This is a genomic window from Cohnella thailandensis, from assembly GCF_014212135.1.
GTDB classification, from domain to species: Bacteria; Bacillota; Bacilli; order Paenibacillales; family Paenibacillaceae; genus Cohnella; species Cohnella thailandensis.
On sequence record NZ_JACJVQ010000024.1, the window covers coordinates 229,864 to 256,306 of the forward strand.

17 protein-coding genes are annotated in these 26,443 nt (G+C 58.9%); 13 read left to right on the plus strand and 4 right to left on the minus strand.

The genetic code is table 11. The annotated features are described in order from the left end of the window. Window positions 1–69 precede the first annotated feature (69 nt). Window positions 70–1,080: a Gfo/Idh/MocA family protein gene (locus H7B67_RS26655; RefSeq protein ID WP_185122927.1), complete on the plus strand. Its 1,011-nt coding sequence runs from the start codon at window positions 70–72 to the stop codon at window positions 1,078–1,080. Next, window positions 1,080–2,084: an aldose 1-epimerase gene (locus H7B67_RS26660; protein WP_185122928.1), complete on the plus strand. Its 1,005-nt coding sequence runs from the start codon at window positions 1,080–1,082 to the stop codon at window positions 2,082–2,084. Before H7B67_RS26655 ends, H7B67_RS26660 begins: the two co-directional genes overlap by 1 nt. 57 nt (window positions 2,085–2,141) lie before the next feature. Here H7B67_RS26660 and H7B67_RS26665 read toward each other — a convergent pair whose 3' ends face one another. Further along, on the minus strand, window positions 2,142–5,120 hold the full coding sequence (locus tag H7B67_RS26665) for a DEAD/DEAH box helicase (RefSeq protein WP_185122929.1): 2,979 nt from the start codon (window positions 5,118–5,120) through the stop codon (window positions 2,142–2,144). Further along, on the minus strand, window positions 5,117–6,745 hold the full coding sequence (locus H7B67_RS26670) for an SWIM zinc finger family protein (RefSeq protein ID WP_185122930.1): 1,629 nt from the start codon (window positions 6,743–6,745) through the stop codon (window positions 5,117–5,119). The genes H7B67_RS26665 and H7B67_RS26670 overlap by 4 nt, the downstream gene beginning before the upstream one ends. A gap of 172 nt (window positions 6,746–6,917) precedes the next feature. Here H7B67_RS26670 and H7B67_RS26675 point away from each other — a divergent pair, with 172 nt between their 5' ends. Then, the gene (locus H7B67_RS26675) at window positions 6,918–7,313 is read left to right on the plus strand and encodes a MerR family transcriptional regulator (RefSeq protein ID WP_185122931.1); all 396 of its coding nucleotides are present in this window, start codon (window positions 6,918–6,920) and stop codon (window positions 7,311–7,313) included. Next, window positions 7,285–7,608, plus strand: coding sequence for a thioredoxin family protein (locus tag H7B67_RS26680; RefSeq protein WP_185122932.1), 324 nt, complete (start codon window positions 7,285–7,287; stop codon window positions 7,606–7,608). The genes H7B67_RS26675 and H7B67_RS26680 overlap by 29 nt, the downstream gene beginning before the upstream one ends. 477 nt (window positions 7,609–8,085) lie before the next feature. Here H7B67_RS26680 and H7B67_RS26685 read toward each other — a convergent pair whose 3' ends face one another. Continuing rightward, on the minus strand, window positions 8,086–9,279 hold the full coding sequence (locus H7B67_RS26685; RefSeq protein WP_185122933.1) for a ParB/RepB/Spo0J family partition protein: 1,194 nt from the start codon (window positions 9,277–9,279) through the stop codon (window positions 8,086–8,088). Window positions 9,280–9,464: 185 nt separating this feature from the next. On the opposite strand from H7B67_RS26685, the gene wrbA reads away from it, so the two are divergent. The 8 genes from wrbA to H7B67_RS26725 all read left to right on the plus strand — a co-directional run bounded on the left by wrbA (window position 9,465) and on the right by H7B67_RS26725 (window position 24,904). Beyond that, a complete protein-coding gene (wrbA, locus tag H7B67_RS26690; protein WP_185122934.1) occupies window positions 9,465–10,079 on the plus strand; it encodes an NAD(P)H:quinone oxidoreductase in 615 nt (204 codons plus the stop codon). A 234-nt stretch (window positions 10,080–10,313) separates the two neighbouring features. Next, on the plus strand, window positions 10,314–12,101 hold the full coding sequence (locus H7B67_RS26695) for a sensor histidine kinase (RefSeq protein WP_185122935.1): 1,788 nt from the start codon (window positions 10,314–10,316) through the stop codon (window positions 12,099–12,101). 29 nt (window positions 12,102–12,130) lie between these two features. Further along, window positions 12,131–12,880: a response regulator gene (locus H7B67_RS26700; protein ID WP_185122936.1), complete on the plus strand. Its 750-nt coding sequence runs from the start codon at window positions 12,131–12,133 to the stop codon at window positions 12,878–12,880. Window positions 12,881–13,033: 153 nt separating this feature from the next. Then, entirely contained in the window at window positions 13,034–14,389 is a 1,356-nt protein-coding gene (locus H7B67_RS26705) for an ABC transporter substrate-binding protein (protein WP_342592485.1), read from the plus strand. Between the two features lie 198 nt (window positions 14,390–14,587). After that, a complete protein-coding gene (locus H7B67_RS26710) occupies window positions 14,588–20,401 on the plus strand; it encodes an S-layer homology domain-containing protein (protein WP_185122937.1) in 5,814 nt (1,937 codons plus the stop codon). A gap of 487 nt (window positions 20,402–20,888) precedes the next feature. Then, complete coding sequence (locus tag H7B67_RS26715; RefSeq protein WP_185122938.1) at window positions 20,889–21,770, plus strand: carbohydrate ABC transporter permease; 882 nt, start codon at window positions 20,889–20,891, stop codon at window positions 21,768–21,770. A 30-nt stretch (window positions 21,771–21,800) separates the two neighbouring features. Further along, on the plus strand, window positions 21,801–22,646 hold the full coding sequence (locus H7B67_RS26720; protein WP_245363546.1) for a carbohydrate ABC transporter permease: 846 nt from the start codon (window positions 21,801–21,803) through the stop codon (window positions 22,644–22,646). 8 nt (window positions 22,647–22,654) lie between these two features. Further along, a complete protein-coding gene (locus H7B67_RS26725; RefSeq protein ID WP_185122939.1) occupies window positions 22,655–24,904 on the plus strand; it encodes an FAD-dependent oxidoreductase in 2,250 nt (749 codons plus the stop codon). Window positions 24,905–25,171: 267 nt separating this feature from the next. Here H7B67_RS26725 and H7B67_RS26730 read toward each other — a convergent pair whose 3' ends face one another. After that, window positions 25,172–25,711, minus strand: a complete 540-nt coding sequence (locus H7B67_RS26730; RefSeq protein ID WP_185122940.1) for an NAD(P)H-dependent oxidoreductase — start codon at window positions 25,709–25,711, stop codon at window positions 25,172–25,174. A 195-nt stretch (window positions 25,712–25,906) separates the two neighbouring features. Here H7B67_RS26730 and H7B67_RS26735 point away from each other — a divergent pair, with 195 nt between their 5' ends. Beyond that, window positions 25,907–26,287 carry a winged helix-turn-helix transcriptional regulator gene (locus H7B67_RS26735; RefSeq protein ID WP_185122941.1) on the plus strand — a complete coding sequence of 127 codons (381 nt, stop codon included), beginning with the start codon at window positions 25,907–25,909 and terminating at the stop codon, window positions 26,285–26,287. Window positions 26,288–26,443: the final 156 nt, after the last annotated feature.

The following is a 26,443-nucleotide window of genomic DNA, read 5'->3' on the forward strand; positions in this document are numbered from 1 at the left end:
AAGCATTAGCCTAGAGAAATATTAACCCGGTTAAAATCTAACTTAGTGAAGTCAAAGGAGATTCAATCGATGAATCCTATCAAATTCGGCATCGTCGGAATGGGCATTCGCGGTTCTCTATTCGCGGACACGCTGCTTCAGAATCCTTACGCGGAGCTGGTCGCCGTCAGCGACGCGTTCGAATCGACCCTGACCAGAAGCAAGGATAAGTATGGAGTGCCCGGCTATCCGCACGTGAAAGAGATGCTGGAGAAGGAGAAGCTGGACGCGCTCGTCATCGCGACCCCGGACTTCCTGCATCGGGAGCCCGTCATGCTCGCCGCCGAGCACGGCGTACACTTCATGGTGGAGAAGCCGTTCTCCACAAGCGTCGAGGAAGCGGAAGAGATGCGCGAGGCCGTAGGCCGATCCGGCGTCAAATGCATGGTCGCCTTCGAGAACCGGTGGAACTCGCCGTTCGTTGCGGTGAAGCAGGCGGTGAAGAACGGCGAGATCGGGGACATCCTGACGATCAACTCCCGGCTTAACGACACGATCTACGTGCCGACCCAGATGCTGAAGTGGTCCAAAGGCTCTTCGCCGGGCTGGTTCTTGCTTCCTCACGCAACGGATATCGCGCTGTGGTTAAAGGAGACGGCGAAGCCGGTGAGCGTTTACGCGGTCGGAACGAAGAAGAAGCTGGCCGGAATGGGCATCGACACCTATGATTCGATCCAATCCGTCGTCAGCTTCGACGACGGAACGCATGCGACATTCACGACCAGTTGGGTGCTTCCGGAATCGATGCCGCTGATCTACGACTTCAAGTACGAGATAATCGGCGACAACGGAGCTCTCTACGTCGACCTGTCCGACCAGATGGTTCGCAAGGCCGGCGGCGCCTACAGCCACGTTCATACGCTGGGAACGCCGATCAACGGGCAGTTCACGTCCGCGCCGAGCTATATGCTGAATGCGTTCGTCGACCATGTCCGGCTCGATACGGTTCCGGAATCGGGGGCGGAAGCCGGCCTTCTCAACACGAAGCTGGTCGACGCCATTCACCGGTCGGTCGTCACCGGTCAACCGGAGAAGCTGTAATGGCGCTCCTGTCCGGGGAAGACGAGGCCGGCAGGATCCGGACGGAATATCTGGGACAGCCCGCCGTCCGGCTGGAGAACGGGAGCTGGATCGCTCTCGTCGTTCCCGGCTGGGGAGGGAGAGTCGTCTCCTTAAGGAACAAGGAAGCGCGGGAGATCGAGCTCCTGCGCGTTCCGCCGTCGCTCGAAGCCTACGAGGCATCGCCGCTTCTGTACGGCATTCCCGTCTTGTTTCCTCCCAACCGAATCGAGAACGGGACCTTCGTCTTCGGAGAGCGCACCTATCGGCTTGCGATCAACGATCCGTCGACGGGGAGCCATTCCCACGGATTCGTGCACGATAAGGAATGGACGGTCCTACAGGTAGAGAGTCGTGCCGGCACGGTCTCCCTGACGATGGAGTTCGATTCGTTCTTGCATCCGCAGGTGATGGAGCAGTTCCCTCACCGGTTCCTTCTGAAGATGAAGCTGACGCTGGAGGAATCCCGGGTAACGCAGACGATGGAGGTTCATAACGCGAGCTGGGCCGCTTTTCCTTGGGGGCTCGGGTATCACACGGCGTTCCGCTTCCCGTTCGGGGACTCCGCGTCGCTTCGTTCCTGCGAGCTTCAAGCGCCGGTCGGGCGTTCATGGAAGCTGGACGAGCGGTTCCTGCCGACGGGGGAGCTTGCCGAGAATGCCCTTGGCGAATCGCTTCGCGGCGGGATGCCGATGGAAGGCGTCCTGCTGGACGACGTATTCGAGTCGTACGCAGGGGCTGCCAACGAGGCGGTTCTGACCGACCGGGAGGCGGGGCTCCGCTTGAGATACCGGGCGGACGAAGCGTTCGGGCACTGGGTGTTTCACAACGGCGACGGGCGGGGAGGCTTTCTCTGCCCGGAGCCGTACAGCTGCGTGACCAACGCCTTCAACTCTCCGCTGGATCCTTCCGTTACCGGCATGAAAGTGCTCGAGCCGGGGGAATCCTTCTCCTTGACCTGCTCCATCGAGGTTGAAAGGCTCTAAGCCGCAATAGAACGAGAGCAGGCGCTCGCCTGCTCTCGTTGAGTTTATAGGGAACCGTCACAGATCGGCACCGCTCCTTCTCAAGGTGAAGAGATCCTTCAGCTCCTCCGTGGAGAGCTCGGTAATCCAGCCCTCGGAGGCGGAGATGACGTTGTCGCTCAGCTGCTGCTTGCTCTCCAGCATCTCGTCGATTCTTTCCTCCAGCGTGCCGAGGGCGATAAACTTGTGCACCTGCACGTCGCGGGTCTGTCCCATCCGGTAAGCGCGGTCGGTCGCCTGATTCTCGACGGCGGGGTTCCACCACCGGTCGAAGTGGAAGACGTGATTGGCCGCGGTCAGGTTGAGGCCGACTCCCCCGGCTTTAAGGGACAGGATGAAGACGTTCGGCTGTTCCTCCGGAGGGAGAGTGCGCGATTGGAAGCTGTCGATCATCCGGTCGCGCGCCGTCTTCGAGGTGCTGCCGTTCAAGTAAAGGACGGGCTCGCCGAGCTCCTGGGCCAGAATCTTCTGCAGCATCTCGCCCATTCCGATGTATTGGGTGAAAATAATGCAGCGTTCCTCCTCCTCGCGAACCTCCTTGACCATAGCGAGAAGGCGCTCCAGCTTGGAAGAGCGGGAAGCGAGCAGTTCTACGTCAAGCGCCGGTTGGAGGGAGTCTTCCGTGTCGAGCAGCGGGAGGGACTCCTTCAGCAAGAGGACCGGATGATCGCACAGCTGCTTCAGCCGGGTAAGGGCGGACAGGATCGCTCCCTTGCGCTGAATGCCCTCCAGCTTCTTCATTTGCTCCATCAGCTCGTTGACGGTCTGCTCGTAAAGGGCGCTTTGCTCGCCCGTCAGATTTACGTAGGTCTTCATCTCGTTCTTCTCGGGCAGATCCAGCTGGATGGCGGGATCCTTCTTCTTGCGCCTCAGCATGAACGGCTTGACCAGCTTCTGGAGATCGGCGGTGCGGCGGGCGTCCTTCTCCTTCTCGATGGGATTCGCGAAGCGCTCCTGGAAGCCCTTCGAGGTCCCGAGAAAACCGGGATTCATAAAGTCGTAGATCGACCACAGCTCGGACAACCGGTTCTCGATCGGGGTGCCGGTCAAGGCGACGCGGTGCTTAGCCGGGAAGCTGCGGACGGCGGCGGATTGCTTCGTCTGGGCGTTCTTGATGTTCTGGGCTTCGTCCAGGCAAAGGGAGGCCCATTGGTACCCGCTCAGAAGCTCTTGATCGAGCGACGCCGTCGAGAAGGAGGTCAGGACGATATCCGTCTCGTTCGCCGCGGCGTAAAAGGCTTCGTCCTCCAGTCTTCTGCTGCCGTAGTGGAGCATGACCCTTAGCGAAGGGGCGAACTTGCCGACCTCCTTCTGCCAGTTGCCGAGAACGGAAGTCGGGCACACGATGAGGGAAGGAGCTTTGATTCCGGCGTTTTCTTTCCGATAGAGCAGGTAAGAGATCAGCTGCACCGTCTTCCCGAGGCCCATATCGTCGGCAAGGCAGGCTCCGAGCCCGAAGCTGCCGAGGAAGACGAGCCAGGAGAAGCCGTCCCGCTGATAGCCGCGAAGCTCGGCCCGAAGGCCGGCCGGAGCTTCGAGCTTGGGCCATTCCGATTGCTGGCTGAGCTGCCGGAACAAGCCGAGCAGCTGCTCGTTCAGCACGACCTCGAGCTCGAAGCGCTGCGCCTTCGCCTCGGCCGACTCGCCGGCTTCGGCGGCTTCGGCTTCGCCGCCGGCTTGCGCTTCCTCCGCTTGGGATAGCAGGTGGAGCTGCAGCACGTCCTGGAAGCTGAGGCCCTCGGAGCGATCCATTCCCTCCATCGCCCGGCTTATCTGGGCGAGCAACGCCGGATCCAGGGGAATCCACTGATCGCGGAAGCGGACCAGGCGTTCGCCGCGCGCGACGAGCTCCTTGAATTCGGCCTCGGACAGGTCGGCGTCCCCGATGGCCACGCGCCAATCGAAGTCGATGATCGAGTCGAGACCGAACAGCGACCGGCCGGCGCGCCGCCCTTCCCCGCCTTCGCGAACCTGGGCGCGCAGGCGCGGCTTCTTCCGGCTGGCGGCTTCCCACCACGCCGGAAGAAGCACGACCCAGCCGGCCTCGAGCAGGTTCCGGCTGTCGGTCGTCAGGAATTGCCAGGCCGCCTTATCGTCTAGAGGGGCGGCCAGCACGTCCTCGCCGCGGGCGGAAATCCGCGGCAGCGGCAGGGTAGCCCGAAGCCGCTCCAGCCAGCTTGCGGAACGCTCCCTTACGAACGGCGTCCAGCTCTCCGGCCACGTGCCGTACGCTTCGCCGTTCTCCGATAGCTTGGCGCGGAAGACGGACGCTTCCTGCTGCTTGTCCTGCAGAACGAGCCGCAGCCGCCATTGCGTCTTGCCCTCCCACGGCTCGATCAGTTGAAGCGCCGGGCGGAAGGGAGCCGAATCCGCTCTCCATCCGATGGACAGGAGCCACGTCTCGGAGTCCATCCCCTTCGCGGAGCCGGCCCGGTTCGAGACGAACAGCGCCGGGAATTCCCGGCGCAGGTCGGCGTCCGACGCTTCCGTGCCGTAATGCCGCCGATAGACCGCGGCGGAGAACGCCGCGATCATTCCCTTCCGGAAGCCTTCGTCGCGGAATCGGTCCGCGAGCAGCGCTTGATCCTCGTCCTCCAGCGCGGATTCGTCCCAGGTCCACTCCAGCTCGCCCGCTTCGAACGCGTCCAGGCTGGGGGCATACTTCCTCTCTTCCAGACACCTCGCCAGAAGCGGGGCCAGCTCGATCAGGTCGGCGGCGTTCGCCTCCCACGCCCAGGAGATGTGCTTCGCGGCTTGGCTTCGATCCGCGAAGAAGGGGATGACCTGCTCGGCGGGCAGCAGCACCATCTCGATCTCGCCCGCCGTCTGAACGGCGAGCTCCGTTCCGTATAAGGAAGGCTCATGCCAAGCAAAAAGCCGCTGCTTCAGCTGAAGTCCGGGAACGTAGCTGAAGCTGTCGTTCGATCCGTAGATCAGGGCGTCTCCGTATTCCGTCAGCATCAGATTTACTTTTATCGTGTCCATAAGCCTGGTCATGGGATGAGTTTTCCTCTCCTGAGTTCCTCCTGAAGCGCGCGAAGCCGGCTGTGCCGGAAAGTAAAGGAGGCGATAAACAGCTCCCATCGCTCTTCCTGCTTCAGCTTCTTGTACAGCTTGGCGGCGCGCTTGAGCAGCTTGACCGCCTGCTTGTAGCCGTGGCGGTTCTTCTGAAGGATGTAACGCTCGACCGCTTGATGATAGAAAGGAAGAAGCAGCTCCGGCGCTTCCTTCTCGATCGGCGCAAGCTCGCTGACGCGGAATTCGAGAGGGTCGCTTCCCATGCTGAGCTGGCAATCCATCCACTCCCGCCATTTTCCATGGTCGATCAGCTTCTGCTCGTACATTCGGCGGGTTCCAGGAAGCATGCCGACGAGCATCTCCCACATCTCCTCCTCGGCTTCGGGAAGCTTCTTCGCGGCCGTCTCCCAGAATCCGAAGTAATTGTCGAAGACGCCTTGCGTTCGGCTGCCCAGAAGGGGGCCGATGACTTTGAGCCAAAGAACCATCCGCTCCCACTGCTCATGATGCTCCAGTTCGGCCGGGTAATAAAGCAGCTCGTAGTTCAGGTAACCCTCCAAAGCGGAAACCTGACGGAGCAGCACCCAAGCCTCTTGATCCTCGCCCAGGTAGAAGTGCATGCGGGCGCGGGCCAGCAGCCATGGCGTTCTCTGCAGCGATTCTCCCAGCGCGTCTTGGGCTTCCTTAAGAGAGTCCAATTCCTCCCGAAGAAGAGCGGAGTCGGAGCCGAGATGCGGGCTGATCCAACTGGCCCAAAGCTCATAGTAGCAGGGTCCGTAGCAGAGCCTGTCCTTCGGACGCTCCTTAAGCATGTTGACGCGCAGATGCTCAAGCGATTGCTTCACCCGCGTCCATTGCTCCGGTTCTTCGTCCAGCGGCAGCTTCTTATCGAAGTAATCGATGATAGACTTCTGCAGGTCGGAGGCCGCCAAATCCGTATTGTAAGGAAGATAAGAACCGAAATGATGCTCCGTCGACCGGTACGGATTCATCAGCTTCGCCAGCACGAACAGGCGGGCATGCAGCTGGTAGAGCATCTCCGTCGCGGGCGACAGCTCGGGCCTCGGATCGAGCACGGCGTTCAGGGAGCTGGCCGCGTATTGCGGATTGCGGTGCATGTTCTCGTAGGGCTGGACCGCCCGTTGGAACCACTCCTGCCACTCCTTCACGCTCATCTCGGGGATCCGCTGCGCCTCTTGCTCGACGGCGATTTGCTCTTCGCTTTTGCGGACGATCGAAAGCTTCGACGAGGCTTTTGCTTGCAGCGTCATCGCGGATCGGGCATTCACCAGCTCGTGCAGAGGCGCGTTATATTCGTCGGCGTAGTCGAGCAGCAGGGCGACCATGTGCTTGCAGCCTCCCTGTACGGGACAGGTGCATCGGCTGTTTCGCAAGTTGTCCAAAGTAAGAGCGACTTTATAGTCTTCGGCTCCGTGAACGATCGCTTGGATGAGGGCTTCGTCGTCCTGCTCATAGGCGCGAGAAACTTTCCCTTGTTTATAATATTGATAGCCGCGTTTAAGAGTCAGGTCGTCGAAAAACTCCGCGGCGCTCCGGACGAGCTTATGCCATTGTTGCTCGGTGATCGAATCGGAAGGTACCATCGTGCGTTCTCCTGATTTCATAGTGTTATCATTATATCATGTCTGGGCAGGAATCAATGGCAGTCGTTTGACGGGAAAAGGATCGGTTCGCGCAGAATGGATTTTTGGGGTTGACTCTGCCATTGATGTCAGGGTGTATCGTAGAATTATCAGAAGGGAAGGGGGTGCCGTCATGAGAATAGGGGAGCTGTCCAAGGCGACCGGAGCGAGCATTCGATCGCTAAGGTATTACGAGCAGAAAGGGCTGCTGACGGCCTCGCGCCAGGTCGGCAGCGGATATCGCGAGTACCATGCGCTGGCTGTCGAGCAGGTGAATACCATCAAGCTGTATTTGTCGCTGGGCCTCAGCACGGAGCAGATCGCGGGGTTCCTGCACTGCGTGATGAAGAGCAAGGAGGCGTTCTGCGCCGAGATTATGCCCGTATACGAGCAGAAGCTTGCCGAGATCGAAGAGCAGCTCGCCCTGCTCGGCGCCATCCGCTCCAATCTGATCGAACGAATCGCGTCGATTCGCGAAGAACAGAAGGAGGGCGTAAAGCATGTCGCTCACGGTATTGAACCAAACTGAGGATCTAAAAGCGGTGGCTTCTTCCGGCATAACGATAGTAGAGTTCGGAGCCGTATGGTGCCCGCCGTGCAAGGTGCTGCTGCCTCTGCTGGAGGAGCTGTCCGAGGAGTACGGGGACGCGGCCAGCTTCGCCAAGGTCGACTGCGACGACTCGCCGGATCTGGCGTCGAGCTTCGGCGTCATGAGCATGCCGACCGTCGTATTCTTTAAGAATGGAGAGCCGACCGACAAGCTCGTCGGCCTGCGCCCGAAGCAGGCGTACCGGGAGGTCATCGACCGGCTGGCTCGGGCTTAAGCCTAATGGGCGGGGGAGATGTGCGGAAAACCCGCACAACGAAGCCCGCGGACGGGCTAGAGCGAAGGAGATGTGCGGAAAACCCGCACAACGGAGCCCGCGGACGGGCTAGAGCGAAGGAGATGTGCGGAAAACCCGCACAACGGAGCCCGCGGACGGGCTAGAGCGAAGGAGATGTGCGGAAAACCCGCACAACGGAGCTCGCTGACGGGCTAAAGCGAAGGAGATGTGCGGAAAACCCGCACAACGGAGCCCGCGGACGGCTAGAGCGAAGGAGATGTGCGGAAAACCCGCACAACGGAGCCCGCGGACGGCCTAAAGCGGGGGAGATGTGCGGAAAAACCGCACAACGGAGCCCGCGGACGGGCTAGAGCGAAGGAGATGTGCGGAAAACCGGCACAACGGAGCCCGCGGACGGGCTAAAGCGAGGGAGATGTGCGGAAAAACCGCACATCTCCTTTTTGTCTGGCGCAGCGGCTATGACAGCCGAGTCCCGATCGCCGCGCGCACCTTGCGCCACTCGGCGAGCTGCTGCTCGAACTCGGCGATCAGCCGGTCGACGTCGTCGCCGAGGTTGGCGAGCTGGTCGTACCGCAGGCTGTCGAGGGCCGGCAGGTCGTCGCCTTCGAGAGCGGCCGCGGTCGGGAGCGTCCCAAGCAGGCGAGCGATCTCCTGCTCGACGAGGGCGACCGGCGACTGGCCGCGCTTCGCCGCAGCGCCGGAGCCCGAAGGCTCGCCCGCCGATTGCGCGGCGACTTGCGGAACCTCGGGCAGCGGCGCCAGAAGCGGGTCTGCCGCGGACGAGGCTGCGGCGGACGCGGAGTCCGCGCCTTGAGCCGTCGCCTCATCTGCATTCCGCCTCGCGGCCACCCCTTCCGCCTCCAGCTTAGCCGCTTCCTCCGCCTCCAGCCGGGCGGCTTCTTCCGCTTCCGCCCGCTCCTTCTCCCGCTTCGCGCGCTCCTTGCGGTTGTGCTCGAACGTAGACCATGTCTCCAGCAGCTCGTAGCCCGACTTGTAGAGCAGCTTGCTCTTCAAGCCGTCCGAAACGCCGGGGTCCTTGAACAGCTTCGCGATCCGCTTGATGTCGGGAACGGGGGTCTCGTCCCGCGCGAAGGTGAGCGCGAGCGTGTCGCGATACTCCATCGGCAGATCCTTCAGCGGCAGCAGCTGTTCCTCGGTCAGCTTGTCCTTGCGGATCTCGGAGCCGGCGACGATCAGCTTCTTGACGGCGTTCCCGAACTTCAGCAGCTCCAGCTTGTTCTTGATGTAATTCTCCGGCTTGCCCAGCTTGCCGGAGAGGAACTTGACCGAGCAGCTGAACCTCGGGTCGTTCAGCATCTTGTGGAACGCTTCCGCTTCCTCGATCGGAGAGAAGCCTTCGCGCGTCAGGTTCTCGGCGATCTGCTCCAGGTAAATTTCCGTCTCGTCCGTCACGGAAGAAACGATGCACGGAATCGTCGCGAGACCGAGCATCGTGCACGCCTTAAAACGGCGGTTTCCATAAATAATCTTGTAGCGTCCGTTAGGCGTCGTCCGGACCTTGATCGGGGAGAGCAGACCGAGCTCTCCGATGCTGTTCATCAGCTCCTGAAGAGCCTCGTCGTCGAACTGGTAACGGGGCTGTTCGGTATCCTCGTCGATGAGGTCGATTCGTAAGTTTACGATGTCCATGGGGCAGCGTCTCCTGTTCCGGCAGCGCCAACCGGGCGCTCGCTCATCATTAACCCTATAAATAAATTATAGCGTAATCCATTAACCCGTGAAAACATCTATCGAGCCGAATAGGAGTCCGCGCCGCTGCGCATACCAATGGAGTATTACTCATCCGACAGATCAAAGGGAGTGCGAGCGCGACAATGGCCAACGTAAAATTAGCGATCATCTACTATAGCTCGACGGGAACGAACTACCAGCTGTCCAAATGGGCGGAAGAAGCGGGCAAGGAGGCGGGGGCCGAGGTAAAGCTGCTTAAGGTGCAGGAGCTGGCCCCTCAAGCGGCGATCGATTCCAATCCGGGCTGGAAAGCGCACGCGGAGGCGACGAAGGACGTGCCGGTCGCGACTCCCGCCGATCTGGACTGGGCGGACGCGATTATTTTCAGCGTGCCGACCCGTTTCGGGAACGTGCCGAGCCAGATGAAGCAGTTCCTCGATACGACGGGCGGCTTGTGGGCTCAAGGCAAGCTGGCCAACAAGGTCGTCAGCGCGATGGCGAGCGCGGGCAACCCGCACGGCGGCCAAGAGGCGACGATCCTGGCACTGCACACGACGTTCTACCATTGGGGCGCCATCATCGCGGCTCCGGGCTTCACCGATCAATCGGCCTATCCGGCCGGCGGCAACCCGTACGGGACAAGCGTCACCCAGAAGCAGGACGGAACGATGGCCGAGGACGTTCAAGCGGCGGTCAAGCATCAGGCGAAGCGCACCGTCACGGTCGCGGGCTGGGTCAAAACGGGCCTGGGCAAGTAACCGAACGGCAAGCATAACGGGGGCAACGAAGGATCCCCCCAAGCCTCGCAAAAATCCCCCAAAAAGCCGGTGCCGCTTTCGGCGCCGGCTTTTTCCACTATAAGGAAGAATAGAACGATTTGATGTTGCGTCTCCGCTATCGCCCTACATTTTTATGCAAATAAAGCCATTGCGCTTCCAAAAGGGATCGGGATGCTATAATGGGAGCATCTTGGAGCAAAGGAGACGCGAACGATGCGGAGCTTCCTGTCCCATCTGGTCCCCCACTCGCTGAAATACCGGATTTTCGCCGTGTTCGCTCTGATCATTCTCATTCCTTTCAGCGTCCTGAATCTCTATAACTATCAGAAAATCGAATCGCTCGTCCAAAAGAAGATCAGCGAGCAAAGCCACGAGCAGCTCGACAACCTGCACCGTTCCCTGGACGATCAGCTGAGCATCGCGTTCAAGACGCTGATCTTCCTCGAGCAGGATTCCGACGTCCGGTCGATCCTGCAGGAGCCTGCGCGTAACACCGTGCTGACGAACAAAGAGCTTATCGAAGACAAGTTCAAGGGGCTGAACAACAGCTTTTTCCTCTATAACCCGTCCGTTTACTTTACGCTGCTCGACCTGAACGGGAACGTTTACACGTCCTACCAGCCCAGATATCCGCTCGACTACGATCGGATTCTGGACAATCCGAGCTTCGCCGAGATGAAAGAGACCGGCTCTTCTTATCTCTGGATTACCGACGACGAGAATTACGTGTCCCGCGACATTACGAGAAGCCCGACCTTGCTCTCGCTCTACTCGGAGCTGAGAGACAACCGCAACCGCGCGTACGGATTGGCCCGGGTCAGCATCGACTTCTCGTTCTGGTTCCAATCGAACTTGCAGAAATCCGCCAGCGAACAAGCCTACTTCATCCTGTCGCGCAAAGGCGAGACGATCGCCCGGTCCGAGCCCGACGCCGAGCTGTCCGCTCCCGCGATTGCCGAGGTGTCCAAGTCTCCGTCAAGCGGCTACTGGATCGACCGAGAACGGAAGGAGCTCGTGAACTACAGCTACCTGGCTTCGCTCGATTGGTACATGGTGAACAGTATTCCTCTTAACATCCTTTTTAATGAGATCGAGACGCTTAAGAAGCAATACTTCCTCACCTTCTACGGAATTACCGCCGCCTTCATCGCGGTCGCCTTCATGATCGCCCATGCGTTCACCCGTCCGCTCGCCCACATGATGAGGAAGATGAGGGAAGCGGTGCGCAAGGACCTGCGGACTCGCCTGCCGGAGAAGAACTACAAGGGCGAAATCCTGGAGCTGACGCGAACGTTCAACACGATGATGGTGGACATGAACGGGCTAATCGAGCGGTTGAAGGCCGAGGAGAGGCAGAAGGATGCCGTTCACTTCCAGATGCTTCTTGCGCAGATGAATCCTCATTTTCTGCTGAATACGCTCAATACGATGAAGTGGATCGGAATGAGGAACAAGAACGAGGAGATCGTGGAGATCTGTTTGTCCCTGGGCAAGCTGCTCGAGACGAGCCTCAATTCGGACGTGGACCTGATCCATTTGCAGGACGAGATCGACTTGACGAAGGCTTTTATCTATATTCAGCAGATTCGCTACGGCAACCGGTTCGAGGTCGAGTTCAGTTACGACGAAGGCATCCTGTACGCGCTCGTTCCGAAGCTGAGCCTGCAGCCGCTCGTGGACAACGCGATCCGGCACGGCATCGCCAATATGGCCGACGGAGGCAAGATCCGGATCCGGATCCGGCTCGGAGGAGAGCAGGAGGAGCTGCTCGTGCTCGAGGTCGAGGATAACGGCATCGGCATCGAGAAGTCGAGGCAGGCCCAACAGGGCCGCAAGCGCCCGGGCATCGGCCTGTCGAACGTAAGGGAGAGGCTGCGCCTGCTGTTCAAGGACAAGGGAGAGTTGGAGATCGTCTCCTTGGAGCAAGGAACGCTGTCCCGCATGTATCTGCCGCTGCTCATATCCGAACCGTATGAGGGCAACCGTCAGTTTATATCGTGATCATTTTTGCGGAAAAAGGGGAGAGGGTCATGTGGAAGGTACTGCTCGTGGAGGATGAGACGTTCGTTCGGGAATCGGTCCGGGAGAGCATCCGTTGGGAGGACATGGGCTTCACCCTGACGGGAGAGGCAAGCAACGGCGAAGAAGCGCTCGAGATGATCAGGAACGATCCGCCGGATCTCGTGCTGTGCGACATCGTGATGCCTCAGATGGACGGCTTGGCTCTGCTGAAGGAGACGAGGAAGGCAGGGATCGGGTCGAAGTTCGTCATGCTCACCTGCTTGGGAGACTTCGAATCGATGAGGCAGGCGATGGAGTACGGGGCTTCCAACTACATTCTGAAGCTCTCGATGAGCGTGAAGGATCTACGAGAGACGCTTGGGAAAATCGACGCGGAGCTGAAGAACGCCACTGCCGCGTCCTCCTCTCAGGGAATCGGACTATCCCGGCAGGACAAAATTACGCATCCCGAAGTGAACAAAATCATCCAGTATATAGAACAAAACTATGACCAGGACATCACGCTGAAGTCGTTATCCCGTTACGTCATGATGGGAGAGAACTACGTCAGCGCCCTGTTCAAAAAGAAAACCGGGGAGACGCTCATCCATTACCTGCACCGGGTGAGGGTCGAGAAGGCGATCGAGCAATTGAAGAACACGGAGCTGCCCGTGAACCGGATCGGCCAGAGCGTCGGGTTTATGAACGACAACTATTTTATCAAGATTTTTAAGCGGATGACGGGCACGACGCCAAGCCAGTACCGGTTGACCCGATAGAACGATTATTCGCGATAGGGCGTCGGGCGAGGCTGCGGAATTGCGTATTTCTGTTCCATATTCAGCATGATTCTGTTCCTTACGGCGCTCCCTCCCGGCTTGCTATTCTAAACTTGCAACAATCAAACCAAGATGGTCAGGGAGGTCGCTCTTGTGAAAAAGAAAAGCTTGGTCCTAGGAATGGCATCGCTCGTTCTCGCCTCGGGCGTCATCGCCGGATGCGGCAGCAATAACGGCAACAAGAATGTGGAAGCGTCTTCATCTTCTTCTCCATCCTCTTCGTCGGGAGCATCGGCTCCGGCTAAATCGGGCGAGGTCGTCAAGCTGAAGATGTGGGGCGGCGTTCCGCCGGAGTCCGGCCCTCAAGCCGTCGTCGACAACTGGAACAAGGAGCATCCGGAGATCCAAGTCGAATACGTTCGCTACGTCAACGACGACGAAGGCAACCTGAAGCTGGACACGGCGCTGATGACCGGACAGGACGTCGACATCTACGTCAACTACACGATGAGCCAAGCGCAGAAGCGCGTGGAATCCGGCTTCTCGATGGATCTGGGAACGTTCGGCGATTACAACATCGACGAGAAGATGGGCGCGGACGCGGCGAACTGGAAGATCGACGGCAAGTACTACGGCATGCCGACGACGATGAGCTCCTACTTCGTCGCCCTGAACAAGGACGCTCTCGACGCGGCCGGCCTTCCGGTTCCGAAGGAATGGACCTGGGACGAGCTTCGCGAATACGCCAACAAGCTGAAGAAAGGCGACGGCTACGGCTTCATCCAGAACACGGAGCCTTACTCCGACCCGCTCGACTCCGCGCTCTCGAAGAACGGCTACACCAAGGCGGACGGCACGTCCAACCTGGACGATCCGCTCGTGAGCAAGTGGCTGGAGACGCTGAACGCCATGATGTACGAAGACAAGACGACTCCTCCGCTCGGCGAGCAGCTCACCAGCAAGATGCCGGTCGAGCAAATGTTCCTCAGCGGCGAAGTGCCGATGCTGAACATCGGCGCATGGCTTCTCCGCAGCGCCAACAACTTCACCGATTACCCTCGCGACTTCAAGATCGCGTTCGCCCCGGTGCCTAGATTGATGGAAAATGAAGCCGACTACGTCACCCGCGGCGGGCTCGGCGACTTCATCTCGATCAACGCCAAGTCCAAGAACACGGCCGCGGCTTGGGAGTTCCTGAAGTGGTACGCGGACGGCGGCATGGCTCCGATGGCGGAGGGCGGACGGGTTCCGGCTTCGAAGGACGCCGACCGCGACGCCGCCCTGAAGAGCATGCTCGGCTCGAAGCCGGAGACGTATGACGAAGCGTCGCTGATGTACGTGACCTTCGAGGACGCTACTCCGAAGTTCGTTCGCTCCGTGCCTCAGGAGGTCGTCGACCTGCGCGCCCAAGAATACGAGAAGTATTTCCTCGGCTCGCAATCGCTGGAAGACACGCTTAAGGCGATGGTTTCCCGCCATAACGACTATTTAAAGCAGAACGCGAAGTAAGGACGGGATGGGAATAGAGAAAAGGGATTGCCGCTTTGGCGGCGGTCTCTTTTTTTGTCGTTTCGGCGGTTTCGAGGGTGCGGCAATTATCGACATTTCCCGTGCAATAGGAGAGGATTTCCCCATTTTATGGCGAATTAATAATCCTTTGGCAAGATTTACCCATTGGAATGGTCAATTTAAGGAGCGAATCCTCTTATGAAGAAACGAATCTCTATCGGATTATCGATGCTGCTGATTGTCTCGCTGTTGGCGGGGTTGTACGGGCCCGTGCCGCAAGCTGCCGCCGCGGACGAAGTGTGGATCGAGGTTGGTACCGCGACGGAGTTGAACAATATTAGGAACGACCTCGACGGCAATTATCGACTCACGGCGGATATCGATATGTCCTCGTTTGGCGATTGGGAGCCGATCGGAGACAATATCGATCCGTTTATTGGCAAACTGGATGGCAATGGTCATACGATTTCTCATCTGACCATCGATAAGCCGAATATGAACAATGTTGGCATGTTCCGCAACGTTAAAGAAGCGGAGATCTTCAATGTTCACTTTGCCGACATCCAAGTAAGCGGAGGCGACTATGTCGGAGGCATCGCCGGAGACTTGATGAGGTCTAATCTTGTCGGCTCGTCCGTCGAAGGGTCGGTGACGGGCAATGAAGCAGTCGGCCTGCTGGTTGGGTATAACAATACCAGTGCCCTAGAAGATAACTTCGCGGCGGGCCAGCTTCAATTCGGCAAGTTGCCTAATCAAAACTTCGGCGGTATTGTTGGCTACATGGCAGGAACAGGCTCCCAATTCGCAACGGTTACGCGTTCATATGCGGCCGTATCGATTCCGTCGGGCATGTCTTCCGGCGGTATGATCGGATACTTGGAAGCTAACGGAAGGGTCACTTCTTCCTATTGGGATACGGAAGCAAGCGGCGTGCCTGATCTCGGGGGCGCCAGCGACAAGACGACGGCCGAGATGAAGCTCAAATCCACCTATTCCGGATGGGACTTCGCGAACACTTGGGGGATGATCGAGAAGAGCACGTATCCTCTCCATCGCTCCGATTATCTGAAAGTGGCGCTGGATACGCTCTCGGTTCAGAATCCGGACGACGATACCGAGCTGACCCTGGATCGGCCCTTCTCAAGCGATTACGGCGTCTATTCCGCGCACGTGGAGAACAAGGTCGATCGGATCGACGTGAAAGGCATCGCCATGGATGGCAGCTCAACCGTTTCCGTAAATGGGGGAACCGGCTCGGAGCTAACGCTCGTTCCGGGACCTAATGACTTCGAGATAAAGGTTGTTGCCAAGAACGGATTGCAGGCGTCCTATCAGTTAACGGTCAATCGCGATGCTGGCACCGAGGAATATCCTCACCGCATTACGACCGCCGAGCAACTGGTGAAGATCGGAGATTCGGCAGAGGGCTACGGCTTGGATCAAGTCTACCGCCTCGACGCCGATCTCGACCTGTCCTCGTTCGGGGCCGGCGAAGGATGGGAGCCTATCGGCTCCGCCTCCGAGCCGTTCGCCGGGACCTTCGACGGCAACGGCCATGTTCTTCTGAACCTTGCAGCGAATCGATCGGGCAGCGACGACGTCGGCTTGTTCGGCTATGCCTCCGGCGCGGCCGTAAAGAACGTCGTCCTGGAGGACGCGCAACTGACGGGGAATCGTAACGTCGGCGCATTGATCGGACATGCGGTCGATTCCGACGTCAACTCAGTTTCGGCAAAAGGGGCGGTAAGCGGCAACGAAGCCGTAGGCGGTCTCGTTGGCAGCTTGGATTCGGACAGCTCAGTGGTCGAATCGCTCTCCGCCGTTTCGGTAGAGGGAGATACTTCGGCCGGCGGCCTCGTCGGAAGCGGTCCGGACGGAACGGTTTCCGCCTCCTTCTGGGATAAGGAGACGAGCGGACAGGCCGCTTCGGCCGGAGGCGGCCTTGGCAAGTCCACGGCCGAGATGATGGCGAAAACCACCTACACCGGAGCAGGCTGGTCGTTCGGCAGCGGGAGCTGGGGGCTGATCGAAGGAACCACGTATCCGATGCCGATGGCCGTCTTAAACAGCGTGCTTCTATCCGGCCTGACGGTTACCGCAACCGGAGCGAACGTATCGCCTAGTTTCGACCCGCTGAGCGGCACTCCTTTGTTCAGCTTAGATAGACCCGTCGGGAACGCGACGGTGTCCGCGACGGCGGCGAACGCGGGGGCGACCGTCACCTACAACGGAGACAGCGCGGGGAACGTTGCATTGTCGCTTGGCGAGAATAAGGTCGACATTCGGATCGTTGCGCCCGGCGGCTTCGGGCAAGCTGTATACCGCCTCGCGATTATCGTTCCGACGCCGAAACCGATCTCCGTGCAAGCTCCTTCTCCCGGGTCTTATCTTCTCGGAGATACGCTTGATTTTACCGTCATTTACGACCACCCCGTTGAGGTAGAAGGGACCCCGATCTTGCCGCTCTTCATCGGCATCGGGACCAGGATGGCCAAATTTATCGGGCAGCCGAGCGGCCAGCACGAGAAGCTGAACTTCCGCTATACGGTTCAGCCGGGCGATCTGGATACGAACGGAATCGGCCTAGATGCCGACATCGAATTAGGGGAGGACGGCTCGATTACCGCGCTCGGAAAAGCCGTTTTGTTAAGCCTTCCCGCGCCGCCAACTCTTACCAATGTAATAGTGAACGGCCTCGCCCCAATCATTACCTTGACGCCTTCGCCTATATCGCCTACGACCGGAGTCGTCACGGTGACCGTAGCCGCGACGGTCTCGAACAATGTCCCGAGCAACGCTCTTGCCGTCCTGAAGTGGGCGAAAGGCTCGCATACGGTTGCCGACTTCGCCGATTCGGCGTTCGGAACGGATATCCTGACGGCGCGCGCTTTCCAAGCAACGGAGAACGGTACCTATACGGTCTACGCGGCCGATTCGGCCGGCAACAAGAAGACCGAGACGATCGAGATCGCGAACATCGTGACCGGCGCGCCGTCGATTGCGCTAATCCCTAGCACGACAACGCTCGGCAACGCCGCCGTGCCCGTCTCCGTCGTCGCGTCCGTTCCCGGCGAAAGTTCCGGCAACGAGCTCGCCGCCCTGAAGTGGGCGAAAGGCTCCTATACGGCAAGCGACTTCGCGAATCCGGACTTCGGAACGGATATCCTAACGGCGCAGGCTTTCCAAGCGACGGGGAATGGTACCTATACGGTCTATGCGGCTGATTTAGCCGGCAACAAGACAGTCAAGACGATCACGATCTCGAACATCGTGACCGACTTGCCGACGATCGTATTGAACGTTAGCACGACTTCGCCTGTCAGTACCCCCGTGGAAGTTACCGTTTCTGCTTCCGTCTCCGGAGAAGACTTAGACAACAAGCTTACCGCCCTGAAGTGGGCGCCAGGTTCGCATACGGAGAGTGATTTCGCCGATCCGGACTTCGGAACGGATATCCTGACGGCGCAGGCTTTCCAAGCGACGGGGAATGGTACCTATACGGTCTATGCGGCTGATTTAGCCGGCAACAAAACAGTCAAGACGATCACGATCTCGAACATCGTGACCGACTTGCCGACGATTGCGCTAAGCCCGAGCGCAACGATGCCTGTCAACGACGCCATAACCGTCACGGTTACCGCGACAGTCTCCAGTGCTGCCTCCGGCAACGAGCTAACAGCCCTGAAGTGGGCGCCAGGTTCGCGTGCGGCGAGCGACTTCGCCGATCCGGACTTCGGAACGGATATCCTGACGGCACGTGCTTTCAAAGCAATGGAGAACGGCACATACACCGTGTTCGCGGCCGATTCTGCCGGCAACAAGACGGTCGAGACGATCGAGATCTCGAACATCGTAACCGATCAACTGACGATCTCGCTGACCCCGAGCGCGACTTCGCCTGTTAACGCCGCCGTGACCGTCACCGTTACGGCATCGGTACCCGGCGAAGCTTCGGGCAACGAGCTAACCGCCCTGAAGTGGGTCCAAGGCTCTTATGTGGTCGGCGATTTCGCCGACCCGGACTTGGGGACGGATATCCCGGGAACGAGAAAATTCCAAGCGACGGAAAACGGTACCTATACGGTCTATGCGGCCGATACCGCAGGCAACAAGAAGGCCGAGACGATCGAGATCAAGAACATCGTGACCGACTCGCCGACGATTGCGCTGATCCCGAGCGCAACGACGCCGGTCAACGACGTCGTACCCGTCACGGTTATCGCGACAGTCTCCGGTACTGCTTCCGGCAACGAGCTCATCGCCCTGAAGTGGGCGGAAGGCTCGTATGCGGCCAGCGATTTTGCCGATCCGTCCTTCGGCACGGATATCCGGGAAGCGGGCGCTTTCCAAGCGACGGAGAACGGCATTTACACGGTTTACGCAGCCGACGCCGCCGGCAACAAGAAAGTCGAGAGGATCGAGATCTTGAACATCCTGAGCGAGCTTCCGACGATCACGCTGAATCCTGGCACGACTTCGATCGTGAATACCCCGGTGGAGATTTCCGTTGCCGCAACCGTCTACGGCGAAGAAGCGGGCAACGAGCTTGCCGCATTGAAGTGGGCGGAAGGCTCTTATACGACCGGCGACTTTGCCGATCCGGCTTTCGGAACCGACATCAAGGAGGTTCGTACCTTCCAAGCGACGAGGAACGGCACGTACACCGTTTATGCGGCCGACTCGGCAGGCAACCGGAAAGCGGCTGTCCTCTCGATCTCGAACATCGTGACCGAACTGCCGACGATCTCTCTGGATTACAGTCCTAAGGAATCCAATCAGGCGAGAGTGGACATCTCCGTGTCGGCGGCAGTTTATGGCGAAGAAAACGGGAACAGAATTGCGGCCTTGAAGTGGGCTGAGGGAGAGCTCGGTGCGAGCGCCTTCGATGACACGGCCTTCGGGACGGACGTGCCGGAATCGGGCCTGATCAGCGTCTCCCGGAACGGCAAGTATACCGTTTATGCAGCCGATAGGGCGGGCAACAAACGGACGTCAACGATCGAGATCTCGAACATCGGTACGGCCGTGACGCCATCGATTCCTTCGTTGCCGGTGGATCCGTCCTTGTTGGATGATTATCGCTTCTACCTAGTACCCGGACAAGAATATACCTTGCGGATCAAGGGGATCACGCTGCAGATCCCTGCCGGAGCAATCACGCAGAGCATGTCGATTGCGATGAAGAAAGCAACGGGTGACGCGAAGAAGCTGCTTGGTTCCGATCAGACTCTGCTTAGCGACGCTTTCTCGCTAACGAAGGACGTGGAAGGCAGGTTTGCCCTTCCGGTTCGGATTAGCATTCAATGGACGGCCAGCGAGCTAGGCGCCGACGAGCGGCCGGGACTGTTCTATTATGACGAGACGGCCGGGCAATGGGTGGAGATTCCGAGCGAATACGACGGCAAAACCGTTACCGGACAGACCGATCACTTCACCTTGTTCGCCGTTCTTCCTGTTGCCAAGAACGAGCAACCGACCTTCGGCGATATCGCTGGCCACTGGGCGGAGAAGGAGATCCAAGACGGCTTGGCCCGCGGCTGGGTGAACGGATACCCGAACGGTACGTTCCTTCCGAACAAGGCCGTCTCCCGCGCGGAATTCGCGGTCATGCTGAGCCAAGCTCTGAATTTAGCGGACGGAGAGCCGCTTACGTTCGCCGACCGGGTGAGCATTCCGGCTTGGGCATCCCAAGCGGCGGCAAGCGTGGTGAAGGCGGGAATCCTCAGCGGCTATGGCGACCATACGTTCCGCCCGAACGAGAACATCACCCGGGAAGAAGCGACCGCAATGCTGGCAAGAGCGGCCGGGCTGGCCGCGGCCTCGACTCCTCGGACCTCGTTCGCGGACGATGCCGCCATCGGCAACTGGGCCAAATCTTACGTCCAGGCCGCGTTCGACGCCAAGCTGGTTCTGGGCCAAGCCGGCAATCGGTTCCAACCGCAGGCGTCCACCACTCGCGCGGAGGCGGTAGTGCTTCTGCTGCGGCTGGCCGCATACCTCAAGCTTTCTTAATTCGCCAGACGGCGGCTCCTATCGATAGCCCCTCTCAGACGAGACCCTTGGCAACAAGGCTCGTCTGCGAAGGGCTATTTTACTAGCCTGATGATTACTGAGCGAAGGGGAGAAGAAGCCTAAGTCAGGCAGACGTAAATCAAAGAGGTGCACCGGATGCACCACATATGCGAAACTAGCAGACAAAGAGTCAAAGAGGTGCACCGGATGCACCACATGCGTGAGCGCCGAAGCAACTTCACTCTCCCTGAGCGAAGGGGAGAAGCGGCCTAACGGAGCCCGATCGAGCCCGCTGAATCCATCGCGGCAACGACATTCTCCCGCAGTACGCAATAGAACAAAATGATGCATTTTCCTCTGAGGCTGCCTTACGGGCGGCTTTTTTTACATGGATTTGTAGCATGAAGTCGATGGTTTTGTTCCTTATTGGAACACGGCTCGCTTGATAGACTGGACGTATCCCAAGAAGAAGCGAGGATGAAACGATATGAGAAACAACTGGATGAGGAGACAGCGTCTGCTGGGATATGTATTCATCGGACCGAGCATGCTCGGCATTCTGCTCTTCTTCTTGATCCCCGCGGCTTACTCTTTCTACCTGATGTTCACGAATTACAAGTTCATGAGTCCGAACGTGGATTTCGTGGGTTTCGATAACATCAACCGGCTGCTGCACGACGATCTGTTCTACAAGTCCCTGAAGAATACGATCGTATTCCTGCTCGCCGTTCCGGTATCGGTCGCGCTCGGCTTTCTGGTCGCGGTCGTCCTGAACGAGAGAATCTACCTGAAGAAGCTGCTCCGCGGGTTGTACTTCATGCCTTACATCACGAGCGGTGTGGCGGTCGCCTTCGTCTGGATGCTGCTGTTCCAGCCGAAGCAAGGGCCGATCAACGGCCTGCTCCGAAGCATCGGCATCGATAATCCGCCGGGGTGGCTGTCGACGACGACTTCCTCGATGTACGCGATCGATATCATCTGGGTGTGGTTCATGCTCGGCTATAACATGATCATCTACCTGGCGGCGCTTCAAGAGGTGTCTCCGGAGCTGATGGAGGCGGCGAAGATCGACGGGGCGAGAAGAAGCCAAATCCTGCGCAAAATCATCTGGCCGCTGGTCAGCCCCACGACGTTCCTGCTGCTCGTCACCGGCCTCATCATGTCGATCAAGACGTTCGGCATCATTCAGGCGATCACCCAAGGCGGGCCGGGCAACAGCACGACGATCCTGTCCCTCTACGTCTACCAGAACGCCTTCCGCTATTACGATATGGGATACGCTTCGACGATCTCGTGGGCGCTGTTCGCGATTATCCTGATCATTACGGCGGTCCAATGGATCGGTCAGAAAAAATGGGTTCACTATTAAACGCCGAGACGAAGAAAGGAGGAACCCCGCATGGAGCTTAAACGACGCATGAACTGGGATGTGCCGAAGCGTCTGGTTATCACGGTCATTATGCTGGCTTTTGCGATCATCATGGTCGTTCCGTTCATTTGGATGCTGACGACTTCCCTTAAGACGCCTACCGAGGTGTTCGAATATCCGATCAAGTGGCTTCCCGCCCATCCGACCTGGGACCACCACGTCAAGGTGTGGACCGGCGCGAAGAGCTTCGGAACGTACTATCTCAACTCGCTCAAGATCGCCGTTATCGGCACGGTCGGGGCGACCTTCATCTCGGCCTTCGCCGCGTACGGGTTCTCCCGGATCGAGTTCAGGGGGCGCAACGCGCTCTTTATGGTCTACCTGTCGATGATGATGATTCCGCCGCAGGTGCTGTTCGTGCCGAAGTTCATCATGTTCGAGTGGGCGGGCATCTACAATACGCATTGGGCTCTGATTCTCCCGGGCTTCTTCACGATCTTCGGCGTGTTCATGATCCGGCAGTTCTTCCTGTCCATTCCGCACGAGATCTCCGAATCGGCCTTCATCGACGGAGCGGGCCACTTCCGCATCTTCCTGCGGCTTATTCTGCCGTTGGCGAAGCCGGCTCTCGCGACCCTGGCGATCATCGACTTCTCCTGGCAATGGAACGATTACGAGAACGCGCTGGTATTCCTTATCGACGAGAGGCTGTACACCGTGCCGCTGGGCCTGCAAAACTTCATTCTCGAGAACATGATCGATTACAACGGCATGATGGCGGCCGCTTCGGCGGGCATCGTTCCGATGATTCTGGTCTTCATTATCGGCCAGCGCTTCATCATACAAGGCTTGACCAATTCTGCTGTCAAAGGGTGAGTGCCAACATGCGTAGCGAGACGATTCAATCCGATATCACGGTCGTCGGAGGAGGCTTGTCCGGCGTCTGCGCCGCCGTCGCGGCCGCGCGGCTCGGCAGGAAGGTAGCGCTTGTCACCAACCGCCCCGTGCTCGGAGGCAACTCCAGCAGCGAGGTTCGGGTATGGGTGTGCGGCGCTACCGCCCACGGGACGAACCGGTACGCCCGGGAGACGGGCATCATGGGCGAGATGTTCGTGGAGAACCAGTACCGCAATCCGGAAGGCAACCCTTATCTATGGGACCTGGTCGTTCTGGAGACGGTGCGGGCGGAGCCGAACATCCGGCTGTTCCTGAACACCGACGTGCACGAGGTGGAAGCGGAAGGCGGCGAGGACGATCGCCGCATCCTGTCGGTGACGGGCTGGATGATGGGCTCGGAACGAAGAATTCGATACGAAAGCCCCATCTTCCTCGATTGCACGGGCGACGGACTCGTCGGGTTCCTGGCGGGCGCGAAGTATCGGCTGGGGCGCGAGGCGTCGCACGAGTACGGCGAGGAGTGGGCGCCGGAGACGGCGGACGACATCACGCTCGGCAGCACCTTGCTTTTCTACACGCAGGATGCCGGCAGGCCGGTCAAATTCGTGCCCCCTAGCTTTGCGAAGGACATCACTCAGACCCCGATCCCGATCAAGCGAGTTATCCGCAGCGGGGATTCCGGTTGTCATTATTGGTGGATCGAGTGGGGCGGCGAGCTGGACACGGTCCACGACAACGAGCGCATTCGCGACGAGCTCTGGTCGGTCATTTACGGCATCTGGGATTATATCAAGAACTCCGGCCAGTTCGACGCGGAGACGATGACGCTCGAGTGGGTCGGATCGATTCCCGGCAAAAGAGAGTATCGCCGCTTCGTCGGGGACTACGTGCTGAACCAGAACGACATCATCGGGCAGCAGCCGTTCCGCGACCGGATCGGCTTCGGAGGCTGGTCGATCGACCTGCACCCTCCGCAAGGAATGTACGCGGCGGAGAGCGGCTCGAAGCATATGCACGCCGACGGCATCTACCACATTCCGTACCGTTCGCTCTACTCGGCGAACGTCTCGAACATGCTGTTCGCCGGCCGGAACGTGAGCGCCACGCACGTGGCTTTCGGCACGACGCGGGTCATGGCGACCTGCGCCGTCATGGGCGAAGCGGCGGGCACGGCGGCTGCCATCTGCGCGGAGCTTGGCCTTACGCCTCGCCAGGTTCACGAGAAGGAGCTCGGCCGGCTGCAGCAGACGATGCTGAAGCAGGACGCTTCGATCGTAGGAGTGGCTAACGAGGATGCAGAGGATTTGGCTCGGCAGGCGAAGGTGCGGGCTTCCTCGACAAGGACCCGGATCGCGGTGGAGCAGGGCGCCGCTTCGTATCCGCTCACGCAGGACGCGGCCATTCTGTTCCCGGTCGATCCGGAGCTTAAGGGGTTGGAGCTGCTGGTCGACGCGGATTCGAACACCGAGCTGACCGTCGAGCTGTGGGACACGGGACGGCCGGAGAATTATGTTCCGCATCGGCCGGTAGCGAGCGCCGTCGCATCGGTGGCTGCCGGATCGAACCGATGGGTCGCGTTCGACCTGGAATGGAAGCCGGATCGGGCGCAGAACGCGTTCGTTATCGTAAGGGCTAACGAGAAGGTACGGCTGTACCAGTCGGAGGAGCCGTTCACGGGAGTGCTTGCCTTCGAGAACAAAGCCGTTCTTAACGCGGTTAAGGACCTGGAGGATAAGGACGACAGCCAGCTCGTCGTCGCTTGGAGCATGAAGAAGCTCGTGCGCAGGCCGTTCTGCTTCCGGACGGGCTCGGCAACGTCCGCCTATGAGCCGACCAAAGCCGTTGGCGGCTATAAGCGGCCTTACGGCGGCCCGCAAATGTGGGTGTCCGAGCCGCTTACCGACGGCGGCGAAGAGTGGTTGGAGCTGAGCTGGGATCGTCCGGTCGAGCTTCGGGACGTTCGGGTTACGTGGAACGACGACGTCAACGAGGACCTGATCAATCTGCATCACCACCGGACCCCGTTCGAGGTCATTCCGGAGCTGGCGAAGGCGTACCGGGTAGAAGCGAGAGTCGCCGGCGAGTGGAAGACGATCGCTTCGGCGGACGGCAACCGCCGCCGGACGGTGCGCCATGCGCTGGGCGAAGCCGTCGCCGCGGACGCCGTGCGCGTCGTCGTCGCGGAGACGAACGGAGCGGCCTGCGCGGAGCTGGTCGAGATTCGAGTTTATTCGTAAGACAACAGGCACGGAAGGTGGGGATAACGACCTTCCGTGCCTTGTCGTATTTTAACGGAACGTAGAGCCCTTATATGGCACAGAATGGTTCGTTTACGATTTTAACGGAACCTACAGCCCTTATTTCGATTAAAAACCATCCAATCGAGGCGATTACGAAAGAATAACGTCTCTAGCTTCCGTTAGAATTCAAAGCGACTCCATTTAGGGCAAATAAGGGCCGTCACTTCCGTAAGCCGCAGTTGTCGAAGGAGCTAGTCCGGCAACTTAATGTGCTAGCGCTTCGATCGGCCGGCGGATGAGCTCAGACAATCGTTCCGCTTCGGCGGCGAGGTAGTCGTCCGTCCCTTTATCGGCATTGTAGGTGACGAATACGGGGAGATAAGTCCCGTTGCACTTGGTAATCGTGCGCTGAATGGGCCTGAGCAGCTCGCTGATCGTAAACTCGTTATCTCCTCCCGACCGGTAGGATTCGGCCGTGCCTCCGGCCGCCGTTACGATCATGAACTCTTTTCCCCTCAAGCGGTCGCCCCCCGTTCCGTAAGCCCAACCGAAGGTAAACACGTCGTCGAACCATTTTTTCAGAAGCGGCGGGCAGCTATACCAGTACAAGGGGAATTGCAGCACAATCCGATCGTAAGCCAGCAGCAGCCGTTGTTCTTTCTGCGCATCGATATGCCAGTCCGGATATTCCGTATAGAGATCCCGGTACAGGAGGTTCTTTTCTTCCTTCAGCTTCTTCGCTAAGGTCCGGTTCGCCCGCGACCTGCTTAAATCGGGATGCGCGGAAATGACCATGATATTCATCGATGTACTCCTCCCTTACTTTTCGTAAGCCTTGATTCGTTTCCCATTATCGGGGAGATCCCGCCGATTGAGAAGTACGCATATTTATCGTACTAGTACGGAGAAACGTACTAGGTCCTTTTCAGGGGAGTACTCCTGGCGCCGAAGGATTTTTGGTAAAATGAAACCATCGATTACCGGACGGGAGATGAGAGCTTGGAGAGGGACAACGGCAAAACCGTCAGAACGCAGGGAATCCTATCGACGCTTCAGGTTATCGGTGGCAAGTGGAAGCCTCTTATCTTGTTTATTCTGCTGAATGAGGGGACCAAGCGGTTCGGGGAATTGCGAAGGAAACTTCCGAAGGTGACGCAGGGCATGCTGGCCAATCAGCTTCGGGAGTTGGAACAAGACGGGTTGATTATTCGTACGGTCTACCCCGAAGTTCCGCCCAAAGTCGAATATTCCCTATCCGAGCATGGGAGCACCCTCAGTTCGATCCTGACCGACATGTGCGGTTGGGGCTTCGGGCATATGGCTTTTATGGAGGAAGAGAACGGCAAGACGGATTCGAAGAAGGTTAAGGCTCGGGGCTGACCATGGCGGTTGCCCGCTTGGAGGCAGTCATTGATCTTAGGTGCGTCTAAACTCCCGATTTTGTCCAAGATAGTGGCAGAAAGAACCATTGAACCGAGACCCGAATTCCTCCGTCTAATGGTTAAATAAGCGTTACTGCAAAGGGAGATGGATGAG

Excerpts from the sequence above, each read along its gene's own strand:
- wrbA (WP_185122934.1), top strand. The coding sequence starts at position 9,465 with ATGGCCAACGTAAAATTAGCGATCATCTACTATAGCTCGACGGGAACG.
- H7B67_RS26700 (WP_185122936.1), top strand. The coding sequence starts at position 12,131 with ATGTGGAAGGTACTGCTCGTGGAGGATGAGACGTTCGTTCGGGAATCG.
- H7B67_RS26675 (WP_185122931.1), top strand. The coding sequence starts at position 6,918 with ATGAGAATAGGGGAGCTGTCCAAGGCGACCGGAGCGAGCATTCGATCG.
- H7B67_RS26725 (WP_185122939.1), top strand. The coding sequence starts at position 22,655 with ATGCGTAGCGAGACGATTCAATCCGATATCACGGTCGTCGGAGGAGGC.
- H7B67_RS26710 (WP_185122937.1), top strand. The coding sequence starts at position 14,588 with ATGAAGAAACGAATCTCTATCGGATTATCGATGCTGCTGATTGTCTCG.
- H7B67_RS26715 (WP_185122938.1), top strand. The coding sequence starts at position 20,889 with ATGAGAAACAACTGGATGAGGAGACAGCGTCTGCTGGGATATGTATTC.
- H7B67_RS26685 (WP_185122933.1), bottom strand. The coding sequence starts at position 9,279 with ATGGACATCGTAAACTTACGAATCGACCTCATCGACGAGGATACCGAA.
- H7B67_RS26695 (WP_185122935.1), top strand. The coding sequence starts at position 10,314 with ATGCGGAGCTTCCTGTCCCATCTGGTCCCCCACTCGCTGAAATACCGG.
- H7B67_RS26660 (WP_185122928.1), top strand. The coding sequence starts at position 1,080 with ATGGCGCTCCTGTCCGGGGAAGACGAGGCCGGCAGGATCCGGACGGAA.
- H7B67_RS26730 (WP_185122940.1), bottom strand. The coding sequence starts at position 25,711 with ATGAATATCATGGTCATTTCCGCGCATCCCGATTTAAGCAGGTCGCGG.
- H7B67_RS26655 (WP_185122927.1), top strand. The coding sequence starts at position 70 with ATGAATCCTATCAAATTCGGCATCGTCGGAATGGGCATTCGCGGTTCT.
- H7B67_RS26720 (WP_245363546.1), top strand. The coding sequence starts at position 21,801 with ATGGAGCTTAAACGACGCATGAACTGGGATGTGCCGAAGCGTCTGGTT.
- H7B67_RS26670 (WP_185122930.1), bottom strand. The coding sequence starts at position 6,745 with ATGGTACCTTCCGATTCGATCACCGAGCAACAATGGCATAAGCTCGTC.
- H7B67_RS26680 (WP_185122932.1), top strand. The coding sequence starts at position 7,285 with ATGTCGCTCACGGTATTGAACCAAACTGAGGATCTAAAAGCGGTGGCT.
- H7B67_RS26665 (WP_185122929.1), bottom strand. The coding sequence starts at position 5,120 with ATGACCAGGCTTATGGACACGATAAAAGTAAATCTGATGCTGACGGAA.